The organism is Streptomyces toxytricini (assembly GCF_014649915.1).
Classification (GTDB): Bacteria; Actinomycetota; Actinomycetes; order Streptomycetales; family Streptomycetaceae; genus Streptomyces; species Streptomyces toxytricini.
This window is the reverse complement of sequence record NZ_BMTY01000015.1, coordinates 81,557-104,415: the sequence shown is the minus strand read 5'-3', so window position 1 is coordinate 104,415 and position 22,859 is coordinate 81,557. Positions and strand designations below refer to the sequence as shown.

21 protein-coding genes and 1 other RNA gene are annotated in these 22,859 nt (G+C 75.4%); 12 read left to right on the top strand and 10 right to left on the bottom strand.

Translation table 11 applies throughout. The annotated features are described in order from the left end of the window. Positions 1-19 precede the first annotated feature (19 nt). Positions 20-421: RNase P RNA component class A (rnpB, locus tag IE170_RS20150), an RNA gene on the bottom strand. Between the two features lie 78 nt (positions 422-499). Between rnpB and IE170_RS20145 the strand changes: the two genes are divergently transcribed. Next, entirely contained in the window at positions 500-1,243 is a 744-nt protein-coding gene (locus IE170_RS20145; RefSeq protein ID WP_189810805.1) for a MerR family transcriptional regulator, read from the top strand. Next, positions 1,240-2,091 (top strand): hypothetical protein, encoded by an 852-nt coding sequence (locus IE170_RS20140; RefSeq protein ID WP_189810804.1) that lies wholly within the window; start codon positions 1,240-1,242, stop codon positions 2,089-2,091. Before IE170_RS20145 ends, IE170_RS20140 begins: the two co-directional genes overlap by 4 nt. On the opposite strand, the gene IE170_RS20135 is transcribed toward IE170_RS20140, so the two are convergent. Then, positions 2,069-3,520, bottom strand: coding sequence for an RNB domain-containing ribonuclease (locus IE170_RS20135; RefSeq protein ID WP_189810803.1), 1,452 nt, complete (start codon positions 3,518-3,520; stop codon positions 2,069-2,071). The genes IE170_RS20140 and IE170_RS20135 overlap by 23 nt on opposite strands. 101 nt (positions 3,521-3,621) lie before the next feature. Between IE170_RS20135 and yaaA the strand changes: the two genes are divergently transcribed. After that, positions 3,622-4,422 (top strand): peroxide stress protein YaaA, encoded by an 801-nt coding sequence (yaaA, locus tag IE170_RS20130; RefSeq protein ID WP_189810802.1) that lies wholly within the window; start codon positions 3,622-3,624, stop codon positions 4,420-4,422. A gap of 338 nt (positions 4,423-4,760) precedes the next feature. On the opposite strand, the gene IE170_RS20125 is transcribed toward yaaA, so the two are convergent. Continuing rightward, positions 4,761-5,495 (bottom strand): bifunctional DNA primase/polymerase, encoded by a 735-nt coding sequence (locus tag IE170_RS20125; RefSeq protein WP_189810801.1) that lies wholly within the window; start codon positions 5,493-5,495, stop codon positions 4,761-4,763. Between the two features lie 196 nt (positions 5,496-5,691). Then, positions 5,692-6,324 (bottom strand): TetR/AcrR family transcriptional regulator, encoded by a 633-nt coding sequence (locus IE170_RS20120; protein ID WP_189810800.1) that lies wholly within the window; start codon positions 6,322-6,324, stop codon positions 5,692-5,694. A 42-nt stretch (positions 6,325-6,366) separates the two neighbouring features. Here IE170_RS20120 and ddaH point away from each other — a divergent pair, with 42 nt between their 5' ends. Beyond that, a complete protein-coding gene (gene ddaH / locus IE170_RS20115) occupies positions 6,367-7,263 on the top strand; it encodes a dimethylargininase (protein WP_373299022.1) in 897 nt (298 codons plus the stop codon). A 67-nt stretch (positions 7,264-7,330) separates the two neighbouring features. Here the strand turns inward: ddaH and IE170_RS20110 are convergent, their stop codons facing one another. Further along, positions 7,331-8,332, bottom strand: a complete 1,002-nt coding sequence (locus IE170_RS20110; protein WP_189810798.1) for a small ribosomal subunit Rsm22 family protein — start codon at positions 8,330-8,332, stop codon at positions 7,331-7,333. A 32-nt stretch (positions 8,333-8,364) separates the two neighbouring features. Beyond that, complete coding sequence (locus IE170_RS20105; protein WP_189810797.1) at positions 8,365-9,777, bottom strand: multidrug effflux MFS transporter; 1,413 nt, start codon at positions 9,775-9,777, stop codon at positions 8,365-8,367. Positions 9,778-9,884: 107 nt separating this feature from the next. Here IE170_RS20105 and IE170_RS20100 point away from each other — a divergent pair, with 107 nt between their 5' ends. The 4 genes from IE170_RS20100 (at position 9,885) to IE170_RS20085 (ending at position 12,882) form a co-directional block, all read left to right on the top strand. After that, a complete protein-coding gene (locus tag IE170_RS20100; RefSeq protein ID WP_189810796.1) occupies positions 9,885-10,646 on the top strand; it encodes an SDR family oxidoreductase in 762 nt (253 codons plus the stop codon). A gap of 65 nt (positions 10,647-10,711) precedes the next feature. After that, positions 10,712-11,575: a PhzF family phenazine biosynthesis protein gene (locus IE170_RS20095; protein ID WP_189810795.1), complete on the top strand. Its 864-nt coding sequence runs from the start codon at positions 10,712-10,714 to the stop codon at positions 11,573-11,575. Continuing rightward, positions 11,572-12,147 (top strand): GNAT family N-acetyltransferase, encoded by a 576-nt coding sequence (locus IE170_RS20090; protein ID WP_189810794.1) that lies wholly within the window; start codon positions 11,572-11,574, stop codon positions 12,145-12,147. The genes IE170_RS20095 and IE170_RS20090 overlap by 4 nt, the downstream gene beginning before the upstream one ends. Before the next feature lie 63 nt (positions 12,148-12,210). Then, a complete protein-coding gene (locus IE170_RS20085) occupies positions 12,211-12,882 on the top strand; it encodes a PhzF family phenazine biosynthesis protein (RefSeq protein WP_189810793.1) in 672 nt (223 codons plus the stop codon). Here the strand turns inward: IE170_RS20085 and IE170_RS20080 are convergent. Next, a complete protein-coding gene (locus tag IE170_RS20080) occupies positions 12,872-13,519 on the bottom strand; it encodes a biliverdin-producing heme oxygenase (protein WP_189810792.1) in 648 nt (215 codons plus the stop codon). The two genes, IE170_RS20085 and IE170_RS20080, sit on opposite strands and share 11 nt — an antisense overlap. Before the next feature lie 131 nt (positions 13,520-13,650). After that, positions 13,651-14,508: a type I methionyl aminopeptidase gene (map, locus tag IE170_RS20075; RefSeq protein WP_189810791.1), complete on the bottom strand. Its 858-nt coding sequence runs from the start codon at positions 14,506-14,508 to the stop codon at positions 13,651-13,653. A 94-nt stretch (positions 14,509-14,602) separates the two neighbouring features. Here map and IE170_RS20070 point away from each other — a divergent pair, with 94 nt between their 5' ends. Together IE170_RS20070 and npdG are read left to right on the top strand one after the other, a co-directional pair. Next, on the top strand, positions 14,603-14,851 hold the full coding sequence (locus IE170_RS20070; RefSeq protein ID WP_189810790.1) for a hypothetical protein: 249 nt from the start codon (positions 14,603-14,605) through the stop codon (positions 14,849-14,851). Between the two features lie 225 nt (positions 14,852-15,076). Beyond that, a complete protein-coding gene (npdG, locus tag IE170_RS20065) occupies positions 15,077-15,799 on the top strand; it encodes an NADPH-dependent F420 reductase (protein WP_189810789.1) in 723 nt (240 codons plus the stop codon). A 66-nt stretch (positions 15,800-15,865) separates the two neighbouring features. On the opposite strand, the gene IE170_RS20060 is transcribed toward npdG, so the two are convergent. Beyond that, entirely contained in the window at positions 15,866-17,881 is a 2,016-nt protein-coding gene (locus IE170_RS20060) for a TerD family protein (RefSeq protein ID WP_373299021.1), read from the bottom strand. Between the two features lie 262 nt (positions 17,882-18,143). Between IE170_RS20060 and IE170_RS20055 the strand changes: the two genes are divergently transcribed. Further along, the gene (locus tag IE170_RS20055; RefSeq protein ID WP_114057351.1) at positions 18,144-18,329 is read left to right on the top strand and encodes a hypothetical protein; all 186 of its coding nucleotides are present in this window, start codon (positions 18,144-18,146) and stop codon (positions 18,327-18,329) included. A gap of 19 nt (positions 18,330-18,348) precedes the next feature. On the opposite strand, the gene IE170_RS20050 is transcribed toward IE170_RS20055, so the two are convergent. After that, positions 18,349-19,149 carry a site-2 protease family protein gene (locus IE170_RS20050; protein ID WP_189810788.1) on the bottom strand — a complete coding sequence of 267 codons (801 nt, stop codon included), beginning with the start codon at positions 19,147-19,149 and terminating at the stop codon, positions 18,349-18,351. A gap of 152 nt (positions 19,150-19,301) precedes the next feature. Between IE170_RS20050 and IE170_RS20045 the strand changes: the two genes are divergently transcribed. Next, a complete protein-coding gene (locus IE170_RS20045; RefSeq protein WP_189810787.1) occupies positions 19,302-22,832 on the top strand; it encodes an AfsR/SARP family transcriptional regulator in 3,531 nt (1,176 codons plus the stop codon). The last annotated feature ends 27 nt before the right edge of the window (positions 22,833-22,859 follow it).

Sequence of the window (22,859 nt, the reverse complement as noted above, 5' to 3'; positions counted from 1 at the left end):
GGGCCGGAGGCACAGGCGGCAGACGAGTCGGCCTGTACGCCGGGTTCTGTCACCCGGCGGCCTCGCGGCCGCCGGGGAGACGGCCATCCATCTAGGACCGGCGTTGCCGCCGGCCTCGTGCGGTCTACCCGCGGACTCGGGCGGGCAGCCCTCGATCGTCCGCGCAGAGCCGTCCGGGGACGACTCCTTTTGACCTTGCTCCGAGTGGGGTTTACCTAGCCGCCTGGGTCACCCCAGGCGCTGGTGGTCTCTTACACCACCGTTTCACCCTTACCGGAGGCCGAAGCCCCCGGCGGTCTGTTTTCTGTGGCACTGTCCCGCGGGTCACCCCGGGTGGGCGTTACCCACCACCCTGCCCTGTGGAGCCCGGACGTTCCTCGGCGGGATCCGGGGATCCCGACGCGGCCGTCCGGCCGGCTCGTCTGCCGTGCCGACCATGCTACCCGGCCCCGCGCCGCCGCTTGACCTTGCCGCAACGGCAGGGTTTCTACTGGACGGCATGCGGATCGGAGAGATCGCCGCGCTCGTCGGGCTCACCACCCGGGCGATCCGGCACTACCACCATGTCGGCCTGCTCCCGGAGCCGGTGCGGCTGCCCAACGGATACCGGACCTACACCGTCCGCGACGCCGTCCTGCTGGCGCGCGTACGCCGGCTGACCGAGCTGGGGCTCGGCCTCGACGAAGTGCGGGACGTACTCGCGGACGATGCCGGGCGCGACCTCGCCGAGGTGCTCGAGGAGCTCGACGCCGACCTCGCCCGCCAGGAGGCCGACATCCGGGAACGCCGCAGCCGGCTCGCCGCGCTGCGGGCCGCGCCGCCCGGCGCGACCGAGCCCGTGTCGCCCGCGCTCGCCGACCTGTTCGCCAAGGCGCCGGCCACCGGTTCGCCGTCCGCCGCCCTTGACCGCGAGCTCCTCACCCTCCTCGACACGGCCGGCGAGGGCGGCGCCGACGTGTACGCGGCGCTCGGGCCGATCGCCGCCGACCCGGCCGTCCTCGCGCTGTACGAGCGGCTCGACGAGCTGGCCGACGCCCCGCCCGACGACCCGCGGATCCCGGGGCTGGCCGACGCGCTCGTCGCGGCGGTGCCGGACGCCGTGTTCGACGCGATCCCGGGAGACGGGGGGACCGGCGCCGTCGCGCCCGCCGTCGTCGAGGCGCTGCTCGCCGAGTACGCCCCCGCCCAGGCGGAGGTCGTACGGCGAGTGATGGAGGCCTTCGTGCGGCGGGGCCGGCGGTGAGCCGGGTGCGGGCCGCGCGCCTCGCGGCCGCCGTCGTCATACCCGGCGAGCTGCTGCTCGTCCTCGTCGTCGCCGCCGGGGTCCGCCCGCCCGCGGCGGTGCTCGCCGCTTGCGAGGTCCTCGTCGCCGCCGCCCTGCTGCTGGAGGCGTGGGTGCTGCGGTCGCTGTACGCCGCCGAGCGCGCCCGCGGAGCCGTACCGGGCGAGGCCCTGCGGGCGGCGGTGCGGGCCGCCGTCCCCGCCGCCGCGCGCCGGCTGCTGCTGCACGAGCTGCGGGCCGGGGCCTCCCTGGTGCGGTGGATGCTGCGCCGCCCGCCTCACGGCGTCGCCGCGGGCGACCTGCCCGCCGCGTACACGGGGCCGCAGACCGCGATGATGTACGGCATGGTGTTCGTCTCGGTCGTTGAGACCGCGGTGCTCGCCCTGCTGATCCCCTGGCCTGCCGTGCACCGCGTGGTGCTCGTCCTCGACGTGTACGGGGTGGCGCTGCTGCTGGCGATGCACGCCGCCTGCGTGACCCGGCCGCACGTCGTCCGCCCCGACGGAAGCCTGCGGCTGCGCTACGGTGCGCTGTTCGACCTGGCCGTCCCGGCGGACGCCATCGCCTCGGCCCGCGTCGACCGCCGCTACCCGGAGGGCCGGCTGGTGAGCCTGTCCGGGGACGGGGTGCTCGACCTGATCGTCGGCGGCCAGACCACCGTGACCGTCGAACTCTCCCGGGCCGTCGGGTTCACCCGGCCGCTGGGTGCACGGGGCGAGGCCCGGCTCCTGCGCTTCCACGCCGATGATCCTGGCGCCGTCGTCGCGGCCTTGCGCGGCGCCGCGGTCACGCCGCCCCGTCAGGGGTGAAGAGGATCTTCGAGTAGCCGGGGTCCGCGCGGGTGAGGCGGACGCGGATGCGGTCGCCCAGCGGCAGGTCGCCGGTCGGGGACTCCACGCGGCCGACGACCGCCGGCTCGGCCAGGTGGACCGTCCCGGAGCGGGCGTCGCGGTCGTCGACGTCGATCACCACCGCGTCGAAGGCCTCCCCGACGCGGTCCTTCATCACGGCCGCCTCCACGAGGTCCACGCACTCCCGCTCCACCGTGTTCGCCAGGCGCATGCCCCCCGCCATCCGGCGCGGCAGCTCCTCCAGCCCCGCCAGCACCCACTGCGGCGCCCCGGCCCCCGACGCCGCCGCCAGGCACAGCTCGCCCGTGTAGCGGTCGGCGAGCCGGCGCAGGGGAGCGGTGCAGTGCGCGTACGGCGCCGCGACCGCCGCGTGCACGACCGGGCCGGCGGGCGCGCCGCCCGTGAAGACCGTGTACCCGGCGCCCCGCAGCAGCGCCGTGCACTCCTGCAGGAACGCGGCGTGCGCCGGACGGTGCGCGTCCAGGGAGCGGACCAGCTCGGCGTACGGGACGTGGTGCGGCCAGTCGATCCCCAGCGCCTGCGCGGCGCGCCGCAGCCGGCCCACCGCACCGTCCGGAGCCGTCGGCAGGGTGCGCAGGACGCCCGTCCCGGCCGCCAGCATCAGGTCGGCGGCCGCCATGCCCGTCATCAGGGAGACCTGCGCGTTCCAGCCGTCCACGGGCAGCGGCGCGCGGTAGGCCAGGCCGTACGAGCCGTCGTGCGCGACGATCTCCTGCTCGGGCACGTTCAGGGACACCCCGCCCCGCTCGCGTTCCTGCTCCTCTCGGAGGCGGCCCACCTCGCGGAGGAGGGTCAGGGGCTCTTCGGCCGTGCCGGAGTCGATCGCCTGCTGGGCGCCGTCGTAGTCGTAGCGGGCCCGGCTGCGCACCAGGGCCCGGCGGATCGTCGTCCGCTCCACGCGGCCCGCCGAGTCCAGGTCCAGCCGCCACAGCAGTGCCGGGCACGTCTGGCCCGGCAGCAGGCTCGCCGCGCCCTCGGACAGGGCAGGCGGAAGCAGCGGGATCCGCCCGTCCGGGAAGTACAGGGTCGTGACCCGGCGGTGCGCCTCCGCGTCGACGGGCCCGCCCGGAGTGACGAACGCCGCCGGGTCGGCGATCGCGTAGTGGACGGCGTACCCGCCGCCGGCTCGGCGCGCCAGGTGCATCGCCTGGTCCAGGTCGCGGGAGGACGGCGGGTCGATCGTGAACAAGGGGACGTCGGTTGCGTCCTCGTCCGGGAGCCGGGGCGTCCGTACGGCCTGCTCCGCCTCGGCCAGCACCGGTGGCGGGAACTCCCGCGGCACGTCCAGCCCGGTCCGCAGGTCGCGCAGCGCCGCCCGCAGGGCAGCCCCGTCTGCGCCGGTCATGTGCAGATGACGGCGTGGCATGGATCGAGCGTAGGGCCGGACGGCGGGGGCGGCACGGCGAGCCGTCTACGCTGGGGCGGGGCCGCACCCCCCCTTTTCGCTTTGGTCTGAGGAGATACGCCGTGCTCGTGTTGCTGCCGCCGTCCGAGGGAAAGGCCGCCGGCGGGACCGGCGCACCCATGGACGCGGGAACGCTGTCGCTGCCGGGACTGGCCGCGGCGCGCGAAGCCGTACTCGCCGAGCTCGTCGACCTGTGCGCCGGGGACGAGCTGAAGGCGCGCGAGGTGCTCGGGCTCAGCGAAGGGCTCCGCGGGGAGGTCGCGAAGAACGCCGGACTGCGGACCGCGGCCGCGCTGCCCGCCGGCGAGCTCTACACCGGGGTGCTGTACGACGCGCTCGGGCTCGGGGAACTGCCCGCCGCGGCGCGGGCGCGGGCCGAGCGGTCTCTGCTCGTCTTCTCCGGGCTGTGGGGGGCCGTACGGGTGAGCGACCGGATTCCGTCCTACCGGTGCTCCATGGGGGTCAAGCTGCCCGGGCTCGGCGCGCTCGGCGCGTACTGGCGGGAGCCGATGGCGGAGGCCATGCCGGAAGCCGCCGGGGACGGGCTCGTACTCGACCTGCGGTCGGCGGCGTACGCGGCCGCCTGGAAGCCGAAGGGAGAGCTCGCCGAGAGGACCGCCACCGTGCGGGTGCTGCACTCGCAGGTCGTGGACGGGGTGGAGAAGCGGGCTGTCGTGAGCCACTTCAACAAGGCGACCAAAGGGAGGCTGGTGCGGGATCTGCTCGTCGCGGGGGTTCAGCCGGCGGGGCCGGCGGAGCTGGTCGAGGTGCTGCGGGAGTTGGGGTACGTGGTGGAAGGGGAGGCCCCTGCGCGGGGCGGGCGGGCGTGGGCGCTCGACGTCGTCGTGACGCAGATCCACTGACGGGGTGCCGGTGCCGGTGCCGGGGGCGGGGGGCGGGTGAGGGTTGCCGCTGCGCGGAGCCGGCTCCCCGCCCCGCCCCTTCTCCGTTTCCCGGGCTCTGCCCGGACCCGTTGCGGGGGCTCCGCCCCCGGACCCCCGCGCCTCAAACGCCGGCGGGGCTGGATTGGGCCCCCCGTCTCGAACGCCGGCGGGGCTGGATTGGGCCCCCCGTCTCGAACGCCGGCGGGGCTGGATTGGGCCCCCCGTCTCGAACGCCGGCGGGGCCGGATTGGGCCCCGCGCCTCAAACACCGGCGGGGCTGGATTGGCCGGCGGGGCTGGGTTGGCCCCCGTCGGCAGTCAGTGGTGGAGGGGCCAGGCCGTTGCCGGGGTCGTGGCGTGTTCTGCGCAGGCGTCCGTCAGGGTTTCCAAGAGGGTCAGCGGGTCCGGGAGGGGGTGCTCCATGCCGCGGATCCAGGTGACCGCCTGGTCGCCGGGGAGAGATGCCGGGGGGACGAGGACGTAGCTGCCGCGGCAGTGCCAGCGGAGGCCCGGGTGTTCGTCCATCGTTTCCGGGTGGCAGTCCAGTTCGCACGGCCACCACTCGTCCTCGTCCTCGGGGGTGCCGCGGGTGGCGGTGAAGAAGAGCATGCGGGCCTGGTCGCCCGTGCCGCCCGACTCGGCGACCGGGCCGACGTCGATGCCGGCGGCGAGGAGGCGTTCGAGGGCCTTGGCGCCGGCTTCCAGGGGGACGTCCAGGACGTCGTGGACCATGCCGGTCGCGGTGATGAAGTTGGCCTGGGGCTGGTTGCGCGCCCAGCGTTCGATCTGTGCCCGGTCGGTGGTCGACTGGGTCTGCCAGGCGAAGGAGAGGGGGTGCCGCGCGGGGGTCGGGCAGCCGATCCGGTCGCAGGAGCACCGGTAGCCGACCGGGTGGGCGGCGGGGGAGAGCGGCAGGCCCGCCGCGGCCGCGGAGAGCAGGAGTGCCTCGCGTACGCGGCCGGGGTCCTCCGGTGCGGACTTCGGGCGTCGGCGCAGCCACTGCGAAATCCTGCTCTGCTCGCCGCGTTTGACGCGGCCGGACTCAGACCCCATCTATCCCCTCACCTCAGCGTTGGCCCCGGCAGACCCTGACATCGTCCCACCATCCTGCGGTCCGGGTGACCGCTCTCCCCAAGGACGGGTCCCCGCTCGGCACCCGGAATGTCGCCACATAGCGGCTTAAATCCGGCCATTCGTAGGCCGGGGGATGTGGGCGGCGGCGTCGGTGACGTTCGCCACCCCCTCCCCGTCAGTCCGGTTCCCGGGCCGTGGCGATGCCCGCCAGGGCGCGGTCGACGACCTCGTCCGCGAAGGCGTGGGTGAGGGGGCCCGTGCGCAGCAGCCAGCGGTACGTGAGGGGGGCCACCAGCATTTCGACGGCCACCCGGAGGTCCGTACCGGGGTCGATGTGCCCGGATTCGAGGGCGGATCGCAGTCGTGCCTCGTACAGGGCGAGCTGGGGTTCCAGCAGCTGCTCCGTGAAGCGGGCGCCGAGCTCGGGGTCGGTGGCTCCGGCGGCCGCGAGGGCGCGCGCGGGGGCCGCGTACGTGTCGTCGGACAGTTCGTCGACCGTCGCCCGCATGACGGTCTTCAGGTCGGCGGCGAGATCGCCGGTGTCGGGGAAGCCTGTCCAGCCGCCCCCGTCCGCGGCGTCGCCGGAGAGCGCGAGCGAGGCGTCGAGCAGGACGGCCGCCTTCGAGGGCCACCACCGGTAGATCGTCTGTTTGCCCACCCCCGCGCGGGCCGCGATCGCCTCGACGGTCAGCCTGTTGTAGCCCACCTCGCCGACCAGGGCGAGCGCCGCGTCGAGGATGGCCCGCCGGGAGCGCTCGCTGCGGCGGCTCGCGTCGGGGGCCTTCGCGTCAGGGTTCTTGCTGGTCATTCGGACAAATTACCAACCGGAACGTCTCGTCTTTCAGTCAATGTGCACATCACTCGGTCAGTCCACTGCGCGGTGACCCTGGAGGAGAGACGATTCACCCACCAGTCCGTGAGTCGTGAGGAGCCTTCTTTGCGCAGAGACGCCACACCCCGGCGCTACCTGATGTGCCCACCGGCACACTTCAAGGTCACGTACTCCATCAACCCGTGGATGGACCCCGCGAAACCGGTGGACCTCCCCCTGGCCATGGCCCAGTGGGAAGACCTCAGGGACCGCTACCTCGCCCTCGGGCACACCGTCGAGACCCTGGAACCGGACCCGGGCCTCCCCGACATGGTCTTCGCCGCGAACGGCGCCCTCGTCATCGACGGCCGGGTCCTCGGCGCCCGGTTCGCGCACGCGGAGCGCACCGGCGAGGCGGAGATCCACCGCGCCTGGTTCCGCTCGCACGGCTTCCGGGACGTCCACGAGCCGGCCCACGTCAACGAGGGCGAGGGCGACTTCGCCGTCACGGCCAGCTGGATCCTGGCCGGGCGGGGCTTCCGCTCCAGCCCGCTCTCGCACGACGAGGCGCAGGAGTTCTTCGGCCGGCCCGTCATCGGACTGGACCTGGTCGACCCGCGGTACTACCACCTCGACACCGCGCTGTGCGTGCTGGACGGCGACGAGGTGATGTACCACCCGGAGGCCTTCTCGCCGGGCAGCCGGGCCGTGCTGCGGCGGCTCTTCCCGGACGCGCTGATCGCCGGCGCCGAGGACGCGGCCGCGCTCGGGCTGAACGCGGTCAGCGACGGCCGGCACGTCCTGCTGCCGCAGGCGGCCGCCGGACTGTTCCGCCCGCTGCGGGACCGGGGCTTCGAGCCGGTGCCGATGGACCTGGGCGAGCTGCTCAAGGGCGGCGGCAGCGTGAAGTGCTGCACCCAGGAGCTGCGGATGTAGTCAGGGCGGCGGCAGGGCGGCGGTCCGCCCGCGGGCCGCCGCTCCCCCCGCCTCCCGGCCGCGGGCGTCAGCCCGTGGCCGGGGGCCACTCCCGGCCCCACTCGGTGTCCCGGGCCCGCTTGTAGAGGTCGCCGTGCCGCTTGGTCACGGTGGCCCGGACCAGGCCCTCGCCCTCCGGTCCGCACAGGTCGAGCAGGACGAGGCCCTTGCGGATCTGCGGCTTGCGCGTGATCCGTGCGGCCGCCGGCTCCGCCGGGAAGCGGGTCGCCGCCACGTAGCTGAACTTCTCGTCCTCGTACGGCAGCGAGCCGCCCTTGACCTGCCGGTGCAGGGAGGAGCGGCTGACGCGCGCCGAGAAGTGGCACCAGTCCTCGCCGACGCCGATCGGGCAGGTCCCGTCGTGCGGGCAGGGCGCGGCGACGTGCAGGCCCGCCGCGATCAGCTGGTCGCGGGCCTCCCGGATGCGCAGGTAGCCCTCGGGGGTGCCCGGCTCGATGAGGACGACGGCCTGCCCGGCGCGGGCCGCCTCGGCGGTGACGGCGCGCCGGGCCTCCGGGGTGAGCTCCCCGAGCACGTACGAGACGGTCACGAGGTCCGCGGCGGGGAGGGCGAGGGCCGAGCCGATGACGGCCCGCCGCCACTCGGCGCCCCGCAGCACGGGCGAGCCGGACGCCCCGGCCAGTTCGCGGCCCAGGGCGAGTGCGGGCTCCGCCCAGTCCAGGACGGTCGTCGCGCGCGGGCCGTCCCAGGTGGCGTCGACCGCCCAGGTCGCCGCGCCGGTACCGCCGCCGACGTCGACGTGCGAGCCGGGCGTCCAGTCCGGGGCGGCGTCGGCGAGGCCGGCGAGCGCGGAGCGGACCGCCTCGAAGGTGGCGGGCATCCGGTACGCCGCGTACGCCGCCACGTCGGAGCGGTCCCGCAGGACGGGGGCGTCGGTGGGGGTGCGCCCCCGGTAGTTGGCGATCAGCCGCTCGACGGCGGCCGCGGCCTGCTTCGGCGGCAGCCCGTCGAGGAGTCCGGCCAGCGCGGACCGGAGGGTTTCGGCGGTGGTGGGGGCGGAGGCGTTCACCTCGGAAGTTTACGGCGCCCCCGGTGCCCGGCTCACGCCGCGGCGGCCGCCCCGCGGCCGCGCCAGGGCCGGCACAGGCCGAGGAAGCAGCCCGCGGCGAGCAGCGAGCAGCAGACCTGGACGGCCGCCATCGGCACCGCGGTGTCCTCGCCGGCGATGCCGACGAGCGGCGAGGCGGCCGCGCCGACGAGGAACGAGGAGGTGCCGAGCAGCGCCGACGCCGACCCGGCGGCGTGCGGGGTGCGCATCAGGGCCAGCGCGTTGGTGTTCGGCAGGACCAGGCCCATCGCGGACATGAGCACGAACAGGGCGGCGGCGACCGGCGCCAGGCCGACGCGGCCGAACACGCCCGCCGACATCAGCAGCAGCGCGGCGGACGCGGCGGCGACCACGGCGATCCCGCAGGCCAGGACCTTGTCGAGGCTGACCCGGCCGACGAGCAGCTTGCCGTTGACCTGCCCGACGACGATCAGGCCGACGGAGTTCAGGCCGAACAGCAGGCTGAAGGTCTGCGCGGAGGCCCCGTGGATCTCCTGGACGACGAACGGGGAGGCCGCGATGTACGCGAACAGCGTCGCGAAGGCGAAGCCGCCGGCCAGCACGTACCCGGCGAAGACGCGGTCCGCGAGCAGGCCGCGCATGGTCCGCAGGGCGGTGCCGACGCCGCCGGTGTGCCGTTGCTCCGGCGGCAGCGTCTCGTCGAGGCGGCGCCACACGAGCAGGGTGAGGGCGAGGCCGACGGCGGCGAGGACGACGAACACGCCGCGCCAGTCGGCGAAGCGGAGCACCTGGGCCCCGATGAGCGGGGCGACGATGGGGGCCACGCCGGAGATAAGCATCAGGCTGGAGAAGAACTTCGCCATCTCCACGCCCTCGTACAGGTCGCGGACGACGGCGCGGGCGATGACGATCCCGGCGGCCCCGGCCAGGCCCTGGAGCAGGCGGAAGCCGATCAGCAGCTCGGCGGTCGGCGCGAACGCGCAGACGGCGGTCGCGAGGACGTACAGGGCCATGCCGGCGAGGAGCGGCCGGCGGCGGCCCCACTTGTCGCTCATCGGGCCGATGACGAGCTGGCCGAGGGCCATGCCGGCGAGGCAGGCGGTCAGGGTGAGCTGGATGGTGGCGGCGGGGCTGGCCAAAGCGGACGCGACCTCCGGCAGGGCCGGCAGGTACATGTCCATGGACAGCGGGGGGAGGGCGCTGAGCCCGCCGAGGACGACCATGACGAGCAGCCCGGTGCGGCGGGCGGCGGCCGCGGCGCCGCGCGGCGCCGCGGGCGCGGCTTCCGTCCGCGGGGCGGGGACGGCGGCCGCGTCGGATCCGGAGCCGGAGTCCGGGCCCGGGGCGGGGGCCTGGCGGGTGTCGGGGGCGGAAGCGGTCGGTTCGGCGGGCGGCGTCTTCGGCGACGGCTCGTGCGCAGCCGTCGCAGGGCCTGTCTCCGGCATGCGGACTCCAGTCTTCTCGTCGTCTTTTCACACCCCTGACCGGTCCATGCTCTCAGCTGTCGGAACGTCCTCCGGCGCGCCCGGCTCCTGCCGTACCCTGCGGCCCCATGAACGCACCTGGCAAGAAGATCGCCGTGGTCACCGGGGCCGGCTCCGGCATCGGCCGCTCCGTCGCCCTCGCCCTCGCCGGCGCCGGATGGGCCGTCGCCGCGGCCGGCCGCCGGGCCGCACCTCTTGAGGAGACCGCGCGGGCGGCCGGGCCCGGGGCGGACGTCCTGTGCGTCCCCGCTGACGTGAGCTCCCCGCAGGACGTCGCCGCGCTCTTCTCGGCCGTCCGAGAGCGGTACGGCCGCCTCGACCTCCTCTTCAACAACGCGGGCACCTTCGGCCCCGGCGGGGTTCCCCTGGAGGACATCGCGTACGAGGACTGGCGGCGCGTCGTGGACGTCAACCTCACCGGCTCCTTCCTGTGCGCGCAGGCCGCCTTCCGGCAGATGAAGGAGCAGGACCCGCAGGGAGGCCGCATCATCAACAACGGCTCCGTCTCGGCGCACACCCCCCGGCCCCACTCGGTCGCGTACACGGCGACCAAGCACGCCATGACCGGCCTGACGAAGTCGCTCTCCCTGGACGGGCGCCCGTACCGGATCGCCTGCGGGCAGATCGACATCGGCAACGCGGCCACCGAGATGACCGAGCGGATGCAGACCGGGATCCTCCAGGCCAACGGGCAGCTCGCGGTGGAGCCCGTGATGGACGCCGCCGACGTGGCCCGCACCGTGCTGCACATGGCGGAGCTGCCGCTGGAGGCGAACGTGCAGTTCGCCACGGTGATGGCGACGGCCATGCCGTACATCGGGCGCGGCTGAGTCGGCCCCGCCGGGGGCGCTGCGGGCCGGGAATGCGCCGCGGCGCACCGCAGTTGAGCCACAGCATGACGACCGAGGTACTGCGCTACACCGCTTTCTCCGACGACCCGGCGGGCGGCAACCCCGCCGGTGTCGTGCTCGACGCGAGCGGCCTGGACGACTCCGCGATGCTGCGGATCGCCGCCGAACTGGGCTACAGCGAGACCGCGTTCCTGACGGGCCCGCCGCAGGGCCTCGACGGCCCGCCCGGCCGGGCCTTCACGCTCCGCTTCTTCAGCCCGAAGGCCGAGGTCCCCTTCTGCGGGCACGCCACCGTCGCCGCGTCCGTCGCGCTGGCGGAACGGATCGGCCCGGGCGAGCTGGTCTTCGCCACCCCGGCGGGCACCGTGCCCGTCTCGGTCTCCGACACCGGCGGCGGCCTGCGGGCCGTCCTGACCAGCGTCGAGCCGCACACCGAGGAGATCGCCGGCGCCGACCTCGCCGAGGCGCTCGCCGCCCTGGACTGGCCGGCGGCCGACCTGGACCCGGCCCTCCCGCCGCGGATCGCCTTCGCCGGGGCCCGCCACCTCGTCCTCGGCGCGGCCACCCGCGAGCGCCTCGCCGACCTCGACTACGACTTCGCCCGGCTGGAGGCGCTGATGCAGCGCCTGGACCTGACCACCGTGCAGCTGGTGCACCGGGCCGGCCCGGACACCTTCCACGTACGGGACCCCTTCCCCGTCGGCGGCGTCGTCGAGGACCCGGCCACCGGGGCCGCCGCGGCCGCCTTCGGCGCGTACGCCCGCGAGCTGGGGCTCGTGCCGCAGGAGGCGGTCCTCACCCTCCACCAGGGCGAGGACATGGGCCGCCCGGGCGTGCTGACGGTGGAGCTGCGGCCCGGCGACCCCCGGGTGCGGGTCGGCGGCTCGGGCGTCCGGATCCCCGCATGACGGCGGTGGTCGCCGCCTGGCCGGAGGCCGAGCTGCCCGCGGAGCTCGCCGCTCAGGTCGCCGAGCTGGAGGCGCAGGCCTGGCCGGGCGCCGCCTCCGGGCACGACCCGGCGCTCGCCCCGCGGGCGCTGCTGCTGCTCGACCCGTCCGGGACGGTCCTCGCGTCGCTGGCGCTGCTGTACAAGCGGCTCCGGCACGCGGGGCGGACCTACCGCGCGGCCGGCCTGAGCGCCGTCGTCACCCGGGAGTCGGTGCGCGGCCGCGGGTACGGGCGCCGGCTGGTCGCGGCCGCCCGGGCGGCTCTGGCCGCCGACCCGGCCGTGGACGTCGTGCTGTTCAGCTGCGACCGGCCGCTCGCCGGCTTCTACGAGGCGGCCGGGTTCACCCGCCTGCCCGGGGCGGTTCTGGTGGGCGGCACGCCGGCGGAGCCCCTCGCCACGGACGCGCCGGGCTTCGACAAGGAGGTGCTCGGCTACTTCCCGCCCCGCGCAGGCGGCCGCACCGGGAGGCCCGAGGACTTCGCGGGGAGCCGCATCGCCCTGCACCCGGGGGCGGTCGACCGGCTCTGGTGACCGGCCCCGGGGCGGCCCGGCGGCGGCGCGCGGCCCGCGGCCGAGCCGTGTTTGAATGCCCGCGTGAACGATCTCGACGTACTCAGGGTCTTCTGCGCGGGCGACGGGCGGTTCGGCAACCTGCTCGGCGTCGTCCGCGACGGCCGCACCTGCCCGGACGACGCGTCGCGGCAGGCGCTCGCCGCCGAACTCGGCTACAGCGAGACGGTGTTCGTCGACGACCCCGAGCGCGGGATCGTCGACATCCGCACCCCGGGCACGCGCATGGCGTTCGCCGGGCACCCGCTCGTCGGGCTCGCCTGGCTGCTGGACATCGAGGAGCTCCAGCCGCCCGCCGGGACCGTGTGGGCCCGCGACGACGGCGAGTTCACCTGGATCACGGTCCGCCCCGAGTGGGTCGAGGGCAAGCGCACGGAGCAGTACGCGAGCCCCGGCGAGGTCGACGCGCTGCCCGCCCCGCCGCCCGGCGAAGGCTGGCTGTACGCGTGGGCGTGGGAGGACGAGGCCGCGGGCCGCATCCGCGCCCGCGGCTTCCCCCGGCGGCCCGACGGGGCCATCACCGAGGACGAGGCCACCGGCTCGGCCGCCGCCCTGCTGACGGCGCAGCTGAACCGCGCCCTGAACATCAACCAGGGGGCGGGCTCGCAGATCCTCACCGCGCCCGGACCCGACGGCACCGTCGAGATCGGCGGGCGCGTCCGCTTCGACTCCCCGCCGCAGCCGGTCAGGCGCTGAGCGGGAACTCCGCGCCCAGCTCGCGGAAGACGGCCCCGTTGTAGTCGAAGGCCCGCTTGCACTCGTCGATGATGCGCTGCTTCTCCAGGTCGTCCGCGGCGATGGCGTCGAGGAGCCCGCGGTACTCGCGCTTGAAGGCGGCCGGGTTGGAGATGTCCGCGAAGACGTAGAAGCGGACGCCGTCGCCCTTGCGCGCGAAGCCCCAGGCCCGCTCCGCCTTGTCGCGGATGATCTGGCCGCCGGAGAGGTCGCCCAGGTAGCGGGTGTAGTGGTGGGCGACGTACCCGCCGGGCCAGGTGGCCGCGCATTCGGCGATCCGCGCCGCGTACGCCCGAGTGGCGGGCAGCGCCACCAGCGTCTCGCGCCAGGACGGGCCGCGCAGGTGTGCCAGGTCGAGCTCGATCTCGGCGACGCGCAGCAGCTCCGGACGGATGAACGGCCCCGCCACCGGATCGTCGGCGAGGGCCTCGGCCGCGTCCTCCAAGGCCCGGTACACGAACCACAGCTGCTCGGTGTAGCGGGCGTACGCGTCGACTCCGAGCCGGCCGCCGAGCAGGTCGCCCATGAAGGAGGAGGACTCGGCCTCGGTGTGCTGCTCGTGCGACGCGACGCGGATGGCAGTGGAGAAGGCGTCCAAGACAGACCTCCGGGGACGGGCGGACCGGGCGTGGCGGCACGGCCGCCACGCCCGATCCTCCTGCTTAGGCAAACCTAAGTCAATGTGTTCCCGACGCGTTGTCGGTAAAACGTCCCCGAGGCCTGAACCGGCTACGGCAGGGTGAGGATGTCGGCTCCCGAGTCCGTCACGACCAGTGTGTGCTCGAACTGCGCGGTCCGCTTCCGGTCCTTGGTCACGACCGTCCAGCCGTCCTCCCACATGTCGTACTCGTGGGTGCCCAGCGTCAGCATCGGCTCGATCGTGAAGGTCATCCCCGGCTGCATGACGGTCGTGGCGTGCGGGCTGTCGTAGTGCGGGATGATCAGGCCGGAGTGGAACGCCGAGTTGATGCCGTGCCCCGTGAAGTCCCGGACCACGCCGTAGCCGAAACGCTTCGCGTACGACTCGATGACCCGGCCGATCACGTTGATCTGCCGGCCCGGCTTGACGGCCTTGATCGCCCGGTTCAGCGCCTCCCGGGTCCGCTCCACCAGCAGGCGCGACTCCTCGTCCACGTCGCCGCACAGGTAGGTGGCGTTGTTGTCGCCGTGCACGCCGCCGATGTACGCGGTGACGTCCAGGTTCACGATGTCGCCGTCGCGCAGCACCGTCGAGTCGGGGATGCCGTGGCAGATGACCTCGTTGACGGAGGTGCACAGCGACTTCGGGAAGCCGCGGTAGCCCAGCGTCGACGGGTAGGCGCCGTGGTCGCACAGGTACTCGTGCGCGACGCGGTCGAGCTCGTCGGTGGTGACACCGGGGGCGATCAGCTTCGCGGCCTCCTCCATCGCCCGCGCGGCGATCCGGCCGGCGGTGCGCATCGCCTCGACGGTCTCGGGCGTCTGCACCTCCGGCCCGGTGTACGGAGTGGGCGCGGGCTTGCCCACGTACTCGGGCCGGCGGATGTTGCCGGGAACGGAACGGGTCGGAGAGAGCTCGCCGGGTACGAGCAGCGACTGGCCAGACATGCAAGCGAGTGTATCCAGCGCTCCTGGGGCAGCATGGCGGCAGACAGGACGCTACGGAGGCGGCACGCGGCCGCGGAGGAAGGAGCCGGGGACGATGGCCCTGTTCAAGAAGCGCCAGACGGGCAAGCCGGGCGAGTGGTACTACTGCCTGGTCCACAAGAAGGTCGAAGAGGGCCCCGACTGCCCGGCGAAGGACCGTTTCGGCCCGTACGGCTCGCGCGAGGAGGCGGCCCACGCCATGGAGACGGCGCAGGAGCGCAACCTCGAATGGCAGAACGACCCCCGGTGGAACGACAAGTCCGGCGACGGCGAGCCGGGCGAGGGGGGCGGCCCGAGCGCGTAGGGCCTGCCCGGCGGGTCACGGCCGGGTTCGCCCCGGGTGGCCGGACGGGCCCCGGACCGCCGGGCGGGCCCCGGACCGCCGGGCGGAGGAGGGGCCGCGGGGCGCGGCGCGGGGCCGTCCGGGTGGGGCGGGGAGCGGCGGGGGCCGCCGGGGAGACCCGGGGCCGGGCGGCCGCGCCGGGCGGTACCCGTTCGCCCGTGCGGATCCCCGCACTACGCTCCCCCCATGACCTCAAGCGACAGCACGCAGAAGCCGCCCGCGCCCGCCAAGGCGCCCGCCAAGGACCCGTGGGACCTGCCGGACGTCTCCGGCCTCGTCGTCGGCGTCCTCGGCGGCACCGGCGACCAGGGCCGCGGCCTGGCCTACCGGTTCGCCAAGGCCGGCCAGAAGGTGGTCATCGGCTCCCGCGCCGCCGACCGCGCCCGCCAGGCCGCAGCCGAGATCGGCCTCGGCGTGGAGGGCGCCGACAACGCCGAGACCGCCCGCCGCAGCGACGTCGTGATCATCGCCGTGCCGTGGGAGGGGCACGCGAAGACCCTCGAAGCCCTCCGCGAGGACCTCGCGGGCAAGCTCGTGGTGGACTGCGTCAACCCCCTCGGCTTCGACAAGCAGGGCGCGTACGCCCTCCGGGTCGAGGAGGGCAGCGCCGCCCAGCAGGCAGCCGCCCTCCTGCCCGACTCGCGGGTCACCGCCGCGTTCCACCACCTGTCGGCGGTCCTCCTCCAGGACGAGTCCGTCGCGGAGATCGACACGGACGTCATGGTCCTCGGCGACTCCCGCGCCGACACCGACGTCGTCCAGGCGCTGGCCGCCCGCATCCCGGGCATGCGGGGCGTCTTCGCGGGCCGGCTGCGCAACGCGCACCAGGTCGAGGCGCTCGTGGCGAACCTCATCTCCACGAACCGCCGCTACAAGGCCCACGCCGCCCTCCGCGTCACCGACGTCTGACCGACCCCACCGCGGCCGCCGCGGCCCGGCCGGCCGCCGGGGAGGCCGGCCCGGCCGCAGCGGCCGTCAGCCGCGACGGCCCGAACGCCCTTCGAAGCCGGCCAGGTGGGCGAGGACGCCGCTGTGGAAGCGGCTCACCGCGGCGTCGACACTGCGGACGAAGCCGGTCTCGGCGCTGCCCCGGCCGCTGCCCATGCCCTTGATCAGGGTCAGCCGGAACCCGGTGATCGGCGCCCCGTTCGCGGGCAGCAGGTCGCCCGGTTCCGGACGCAGCCGCTCCAGCGTGCCCCGGGGGCCGTTGTCGCCGTCGACGATGCTCTCGACGTGCAGGTCCGCCGGTGCCTCCGCGAGGATCCGCACCAGCCGTTTCACCGTCGGCAGCGGGTAGGCGCCTTCCGGGGCCGCCACCTCCGCCGACGTCCGGATCCGGCCCGTGCGGAGGTCCGCGGTCACCGCGACCACGCTGTTCGTGCCGTCGATGCGCAGCTCGGCGAAGAGCCTGCCCTCCCGGCACAGCCGCTCGGCCGCGGCGACCCGCCGCGCGTGCGGGTCGCTGCCGCGCCGGGCCCGCTGCACGGGCAGCGCCTTCTGCCCCAGCTCGCCGCCGAGGCGCAGGCACACCTGGCGGATCAGCCGCTCCCAGCTCTCCACCACGCCGACGGCCCGCTCGTCGCCCGCGGAGATCGTCTCGTCCTCGACCCCCTTGCGTACGGGCACCCAGGCCGGCCCCATGTTGTGGAAGCCGTGGCAGCCGGACTGCTCGTGCCGGAGGTAGGCGAGGAGCTCCTGCAGCAGCCAGGCGTGGGCCGGGTTCCCGACGCCCTCGTGCAGGAGCAGCATCTGCGCCTGGTGCGCCACCTCCGCCCAGGAGAGGTGCCACAGGCCGACCTTGTGCTTGCGCCGTCCGTCGATTTTGACGTCTACGATCGGGGCGCCGTCCAGCGCCACGTCGTTGGAGAGTGTGATCACCGCCTCGTAGCCGCGGCGCGCCGCGATGTCCATGTACTCCTGCACCTGCTCCGGCTTGAGCGGGTTGCCGTTCGTCTTCGTCTCCAGCAGGGCGGTCCAGATCCGGCCCGCCCGCTCCACGCGGATCACCCCGTCGGGCCGGCGCGGGGTGTCGCCGTGCGGCAGGGACACCTCGGTGAAGGTCTGCATCCGCCCGGCCGGCGCCCCGAAGCCGGCGGTCAGTCGGCGGCCCAGCTCGGGGACCTGTGCCATCACGGACAGCAGGATCGAGGTGGCGCGGACCTCCCGCTCGCGGTCGCTCTTCAGCGTCGGCGCCGGGAACAGGCAGGCCTGCCGCCAGGTGTCGCCCTCGGCAAGGGACTTCCCGGCGGCCTTCGGCAGCGTGGTCTTCTTCTTCGTCGTCCGCGGGCTGCGGGCCGTTCGCTGCACGGGCAGGGCGGGCACGGCGGGGGCCGCAGGGGCGGCCGGCGCGGCCGGCGCCGCCGCCCGCACGGCTGCGGGGGCTGCGGCGACCGCGGCCCCGACCGGGGCGGGGACCGGGAGAGCCTGAGGGACGGGGGCGTCATCACCGTCGTCGACGGTGATGCCGAAGTCCGTGGCCAGACCTGCGAGGCCGGTCTCGTACCCCTGGCCGACCGCGCGGAACTTCCACTCCGGGCCGCGTCGGTACAGCTCGCCGAAGATGAAGGCCGTCTCCGCGCCGGCGTCGTCGATGGAGAAGCCGACGAGCGGCTCCCCGGACCGGTCCGAGACCGTCATCCGCAGGTCGTCGAGGTCGCCGAAGCGGGAGTCGCCGTACTGGCTGGCCGCGACGACGATCCGTACGACGTCCTGCGGGACGGCGGTGAGGTCGAGGCTGATCCGGTCCTCGTCGCCGCTGTCCGTCGGCGTCTTCCCCAGCAACTGCACGCTGCCGTCGGCGGCGGCCGGGTTGTTGTAGAAGTAGAAGTCGCCGTCGCTGCGGACCCTGCCGCCCTCGTCGAGGAGGAGGACGGAGACGTCCGCGTCTCCGGCCCCCGAAGCGCTCGTCCAGCCCAGGCTGACCACCACGGATCCGGAATCCTCGCTGAGGGCGGTCAGGCTGGTGTTTCCGCCCTTGGTGATTTCCTGCACGCGTACCCCCCAGTCGCCCGCTTCCGCTGCGGCGGGCCGAGCGGGCCGGGCTGTCGTTTTGCCTCTGTGCTCGCGGCGCGTGATGCGCGACACACCGTCGGGCGCACCCTAGCGGCGCTGGAGGCCCCCGATCCGGCGAACGGGGAAAAGGACCGAGGGCGCCCCTGGCGGGGTGGGGGGTGGCGGCGCGGGGCCGGGTGGGGTGTGGGGGACACTGGAGGGGCTCGATGCCGTTCCGTGCCCCGTCTAGGAGACGTATCCCATGCCCCGCCTCGCCGTCTTCGCCCTCCTCGTCTGCGTGCTGTCCGTGGCGGCGGCCGTGGTCGCCTTCGTGGAGGGCAGCTTCCTCGGCATCGTCTGGGTGCTGCTGGCCGGCCTGTCCTCCAACATGGCCTGGTACTACATCCGCCGCGAGCGGGCCCGCAAGGCCGCCCGCCAGGCCGGCTGACCCGCCGGCCCGCCCGGCGTCAGGACTCGGGTGCCGCGCAGAAGCCCTCGGTGTCCTCCCAGAAGCGGTACAGCTCGAAGCCGCAGTAGGTGTCGAGGTCCTGCACGCCCAGCGCCGACAGGGCGCCGTGCACCACGTCGAAGAAGACCGCGTTCACGGCCGGGATCCACAGCAGCGCGAACACCGCGATCAGCCCGACCGGCGCCAGCGGCGCCAGCTCCCGGCGCACCCGGTACGACAGCCAGGGCTCGATGACCCCGTAGCCGTCGAGGCCCGGCACCGGCAGGAAGTTCAGGATCGACGCCGACACCTGCAGCAGAGCGAGGAACGCCAGCGCGAAGCGGAACGGCTGCGGCACCCCGTCCAGCGCGCCCAGCCAGAACGGGGCGGTGCAGACGACGGCGAACGCCACGTTCGTCAGCGGGCCCGCCGCCGAGATCAGGCTGTGCTTCCAGCGGCCCCGGATCCGGTCCCGCTCGATGAACACGGCGCCGCCGGGCAGGCCGATGCCGCCCATGATCACGAAGATCAGCGGGAGGACGACGCTGAGCAGGACGTGCGTGTACTTCAGGGGGTTCAGCGTCAGGTAGCCCTTGGCGCCGACGGTGAGGTCGCCGCCGTGCAGGGCCGTCCGGGCGTGTGCGTACTCGTGCAGGCACAGCGAGACCAGCCACGCCGACGTGACGAAGAGGAACACCGCGAGCCCGGCGCTCTGCGAGTAGCCCGTCCACACGGCCCACCCCGTGACCGCCATGATCGCGACTATGCCGAGGAAAACGGAACTGACCTGGCGCTCACTGCGCGTCCCCTGATGAACCATGCCGCGAAACCTACCTCCCGCTGCCGGCGGCCGGGGAGGGGGCCCGGGGCTCCACGCAGGGACGCGACGGGCTGAGGAGGCCCCGGGAGCGGGGTGGGGCCGTGCGGGAAAATCGGGGCGGGGGTGGGCGCCGGGGTGGGGACAATGGGGCGGTGCGCTACGCGATCCTCGGTTCCGTTCAGGTCGTTCGGGGCGACGGGACGCCCGTCGCCGTCGGCGGGGCGCGGCTGCGCGCCCTGCTGACCGCGCTCGCGCTGCGGGCCGGGCGGGCCGTGCCGGTGCACCTGCTCGTCGCCGACGTGTGGGCCGGCGGGCCCCCCGCCGACGGGCCGGCCGCGCTGCAGGCGCTGGTCGGGCGGCTGCGGCGGGCGCTGGGGCCGGATGCGGTGCGTTCCGCGGAGGGCGGTTATGCGCTCGCGGCCGCCCGCGAGGACGTCGACGCGTACCGCTTCGAGCGGCTCGCCCGCACCGCCGCCGCGGCCGTCGAGCGGGATCCGGCGCGGGCGGCGGCCCTGTACGACGAGGCGCTCGCGCTGTGGCGCGGCCCGGCCCTGGCCGACCTGCCCGAGCCGGGCGCGGAGGCCGCGCGCTGGGAGGCCGTACGGGCCGACGCGCGGCGGGGGCGGCTCGCGGCGGCCCTCGCCCTCGGCGAGGCGGAGCGCGTCCTGCCCGAGCTCGCCGAGCTGTGCGGGCGGCACCCGCTGGACGAGCCGCTCCAGGCGCTGCGGATCCGCGCGCTGCGCGACGCGGGGCGGGCGGCGCAGGCGCTCGCCGCCTACGAGGAGGTCCGGCAGGAGCTCGCCGGCCGGCTCGGCGCGGACCCCGGGCCGGCCCTGCGCGCCCTGCACGCCGAACTCCTCGCGCCGCCGCCCGGGCCTCCCGGCGAGGCGGCCGGGGAGCCCGTACCGGGCGGGGAGCCCGTGCGGGCCGCAGGGCCCGCGGCCGTTCCGGAGGCGCGGCCCGGGAACCTGAAGGCGCGGCTGACGACGTTCGTCGGGCGCGAGGAGGACATCCGGGCCATCGGCGCGGACCTCGGACGTGCCCGGCTCGTCACCCTGCTGGGGCCGGGCGGCGCCGGCAAGACCCGCCTGTCGCAGGAGGCCGCCGAGGCCCACGCCGCGGGCGCGGCCGGCGGGGAGCGGTGGCCCGACGGCGTGTGGTTCGCCGAACTGGCACCCGTCACCGACCCGGACGACGTCCCCGAGGCCGTCCTCACCGCGCTCGGCGCCCGCGAGACCAAGCTCCGCGGAGCCTCCGCGGAGGAGCTGCGGGCCCTGACCGAACGGGCGGGCGACGAGCCGCTCGCCCGCCTCACCGAGCACTGCGCCCGGCGCGCGATGCTGCTGGTCCTCGACAACTGCGAGCACGTCGTCGGGGCCGCCGCCGAGCTGGCCGAACGGCTCCTCACGCACTGCCCCGGCGTGCGGATCCTGGCCACCAGCCGCGAACCGCTCGGCGTGCCGGGGGAGTTCCTGCGGCCCGTGGAGCCGCTGCCGGACCCCGCCGCGCTGCGGCTCCTCGACGACCGCGGCGCCGCCGCCCGCCCCGGCTTCACCGTCGCCGAGGACCCCGGCGCGGCGGCCGAGATCTGCCGGCGCCTGGACGGCCTCCCGCTCGCGATCGAGCTGGCGGCGGCGCGGCTGCGGCTGCTGACGCTCCGGCAGATCGCGGACCGGCTGGACGACCGGTTCCGGCTGCTGACGGGCGGGGCGCGCACCGTCCTGCCGCGGCAGCAGACGCTGCGCGCGGTCGTCGACTGGTCGTGGGAGCTCCTCGACGCGGCGGAACGCCGGGTCCTCGCCCGCCTGTCGGTCTTCGCCGGCGGCTGCGACCTTCCCGCCGCCGAAGCCGTCTGCGCCGACCCCGAGCCCCCGCCGCCGCCGGCCGCGACCCCCCACGACGCGTCCGTCCCGGGGCCGGTGGATGCGGCCGGGCACACCCTCGGCCGGGCCGTGCCCGGTGCCGCCGGCCCGCTCCCGGCGGGGGCCCCCGCGGCCGGTGCCGGCGGAGCCGCACCCGCCGCCGGTGCCGGCGGGCGGGGGCGCGTCGTCGTCCGTACCGGGGACGTCGCCTCAGTCGTCGGGTCGCTCGTCGACAAGTCGCTCGTCATCGCCGCGCCCGGGCCCGGCGGCATGCGGTACCGGATGCTGGAGACCGTCGCCGAGTACGCCGGGGAGCGGCTCTCCGCCGAGGCGGGGGAGGCGGAGGCCGCCGAGGCGCGGCACCTCGTGCACTACCGGGAGTTCGCCCGGGCCGTCGAGCCGCTGCTGCGCGGGGCGGGGCAGCGGGAGGCCGGGGAGCGGCTCGCGGCCGACTACGAGAACATCCGCAGCGCGCTGCGCCGGGCCGTCGCGGCCCGGGACGCCGGGGAGGCGCTGTGCCTCGTGCACTGCCTCGTCTGGTACTGGCAGATGCACGACCTCCGCGCCGAGTGCCGGCACTGGGCGAACGCCGTCGCGGAGCTCGGCCCCGACCCCTTCCGCGCGCCCGTCGCCCCCGCCGGGCCGGTGCACGACCGGATCGCCGACACGCCGCCGCCGTACCACGGGGAGGCGCTCACCGAGGCCTGGCGCGGCATCCGGCTCCTCCAGCTCGCCGCGCGGGACCAGAACAGCGAGAACTGGAACTCGCCGGAGGTGCGCCCGCTGATCGAGGGCGTCCTGGCCGCCTACCGGCCGGGCCTGCCGCAGACCTGCCGGGCCCCCGGCTCGCTGTGGATCTACGCGGTGATGATCGGCGGGGACCCGGAAATGCTGCGCCGGACCATCGACGCCACCGTCGAGACCGCCCGCGCCCTCGACTACCGCTGGGAGCTCGCCGGCGCCCTGCAGCTGCGGGCGAACGTGCTCGCCAACCGGGCCGCATGGGCGGGCGACGCCTCCCGCGACGCCGAGGAGAGCCTCGCGCTGTTCACCGCGCTCGGCGACGACTGGGGCTGCGCGGAGGCCCTGTCGGCCCGCGCGGAGGCCCGCGAGAAGCGCGGCCTGTACGCGCTCGCCGCCGAGGACTTCCGGGCGGCGATCCGGTACGCGGAGCGGCTCGGCGCGCCCTCGCAGGTGACGGTGCTGCGGGTGCGCATGGCCGGGGTGCTGGTGGAGAGCGGGCAGCACGCCGAGGCCGAGGAGCTGCTCACCGACGTGCTGCGCGGCGTGCCCCGCGGCTACGGCAACGAGGCGATGCCGGCCGCCCATCTGTTCATGGCGGTGTGCCTGGGGCGCAGGGGCCGCATCGCGGAGGCCCGCGCGCACATCACGCAGCTGCGCGAGGAGTTCGCCATGGGCGCGTACGCCGTCTTCGACTGCTACCTGCTCGCCACGGTGGCCTGGCTGGACAACCAGGACGGCCGCCACGAGCAGGCGCTGGGCGCGCTGCGGCAGGCCCTGGAGTCCGCCCGGGACCCGCTGGCCGACATGGTCGCCCCGCAGCTGCCCGCCGTCTGCATGGTGACGGCGGCCCGCGCGCGGGCCGGGCTCGGCGGCCGTGAGGAGGCGCTGCGCGCCGCCCGGCTGCTGGGCGCGTACCGGGCGCTGCTGCCGGACGGGCACGTCCCGGTGGCTACCGAGCGGGAGGACCGGGAACGCGCCGAGGAGCTGGTCCGGGGGGAGCTGGACGACGCCGCGTACGGGGCCGCGTACGCCGAGGGCGGCGGCCTCACCCTGGAGGAGGCCGCCGCCCTCGTCTGACCCGGCCCCCCGCCGGGGGCCCGTCCG

Bases quoted from the DNA above. Each gene is read 5' to 3' on its own strand.
- IE170_RS20145 (WP_189810805.1), top strand. From the start codon at position 500: ATGCGGATCGGAGAGATCGCCGCGCTCGTCGGGCTCACCACCCGGGCG.
- IE170_RS20135 (WP_189810803.1), bottom strand. From the start codon at position 3,520: ATGCCACGCCGTCATCTGCACATGACCGGCGCAGACGGGGCTGCCCTG.
- IE170_RS20125 (WP_189810801.1), bottom strand. From the start codon at position 5,495: ATGGGGTCTGAGTCCGGCCGCGTCAAACGCGGCGAGCAGAGCAGGATT.
- IE170_RS20120 (WP_189810800.1), bottom strand. From the start codon at position 6,324: ATGACCAGCAAGAACCCTGACGCGAAGGCCCCCGACGCGAGCCGCCGC.
- IE170_RS20105 (WP_189810797.1), bottom strand. From the start codon at position 9,777: ATGCCGGAGACAGGCCCTGCGACGGCTGCGCACGAGCCGTCGCCGAAG.
- IE170_RS20100 (WP_189810796.1), top strand. From the start codon at position 9,885: ATGAACGCACCTGGCAAGAAGATCGCCGTGGTCACCGGGGCCGGCTCC.
- IE170_RS20095 (WP_189810795.1), top strand. From the start codon at position 10,712: ATGACGACCGAGGTACTGCGCTACACCGCTTTCTCCGACGACCCGGCG.
- IE170_RS20090 (WP_189810794.1), top strand. From the start codon at position 11,572: ATGACGGCGGTGGTCGCCGCCTGGCCGGAGGCCGAGCTGCCCGCGGAG.
- map (WP_189810791.1), bottom strand. From the start codon at position 14,508: ATGTCTGGCCAGTCGCTGCTCGTACCCGGCGAGCTCTCTCCGACCCGT.
- IE170_RS20070 (WP_189810790.1), top strand. From the start codon at position 14,603: ATGGCCCTGTTCAAGAAGCGCCAGACGGGCAAGCCGGGCGAGTGGTAC.
- npdG (WP_189810789.1), top strand. From the start codon at position 15,077: ATGACCTCAAGCGACAGCACGCAGAAGCCGCCCGCGCCCGCCAAGGCG.
- IE170_RS20055 (WP_114057351.1), top strand. From the start codon at position 18,144: ATGCCCCGCCTCGCCGTCTTCGCCCTCCTCGTCTGCGTGCTGTCCGTG.
- IE170_RS20050 (WP_189810788.1), bottom strand. From the start codon at position 19,149: ATGGTTCATCAGGGGACGCGCAGTGAGCGCCAGGTCAGTTCCGTTTTC.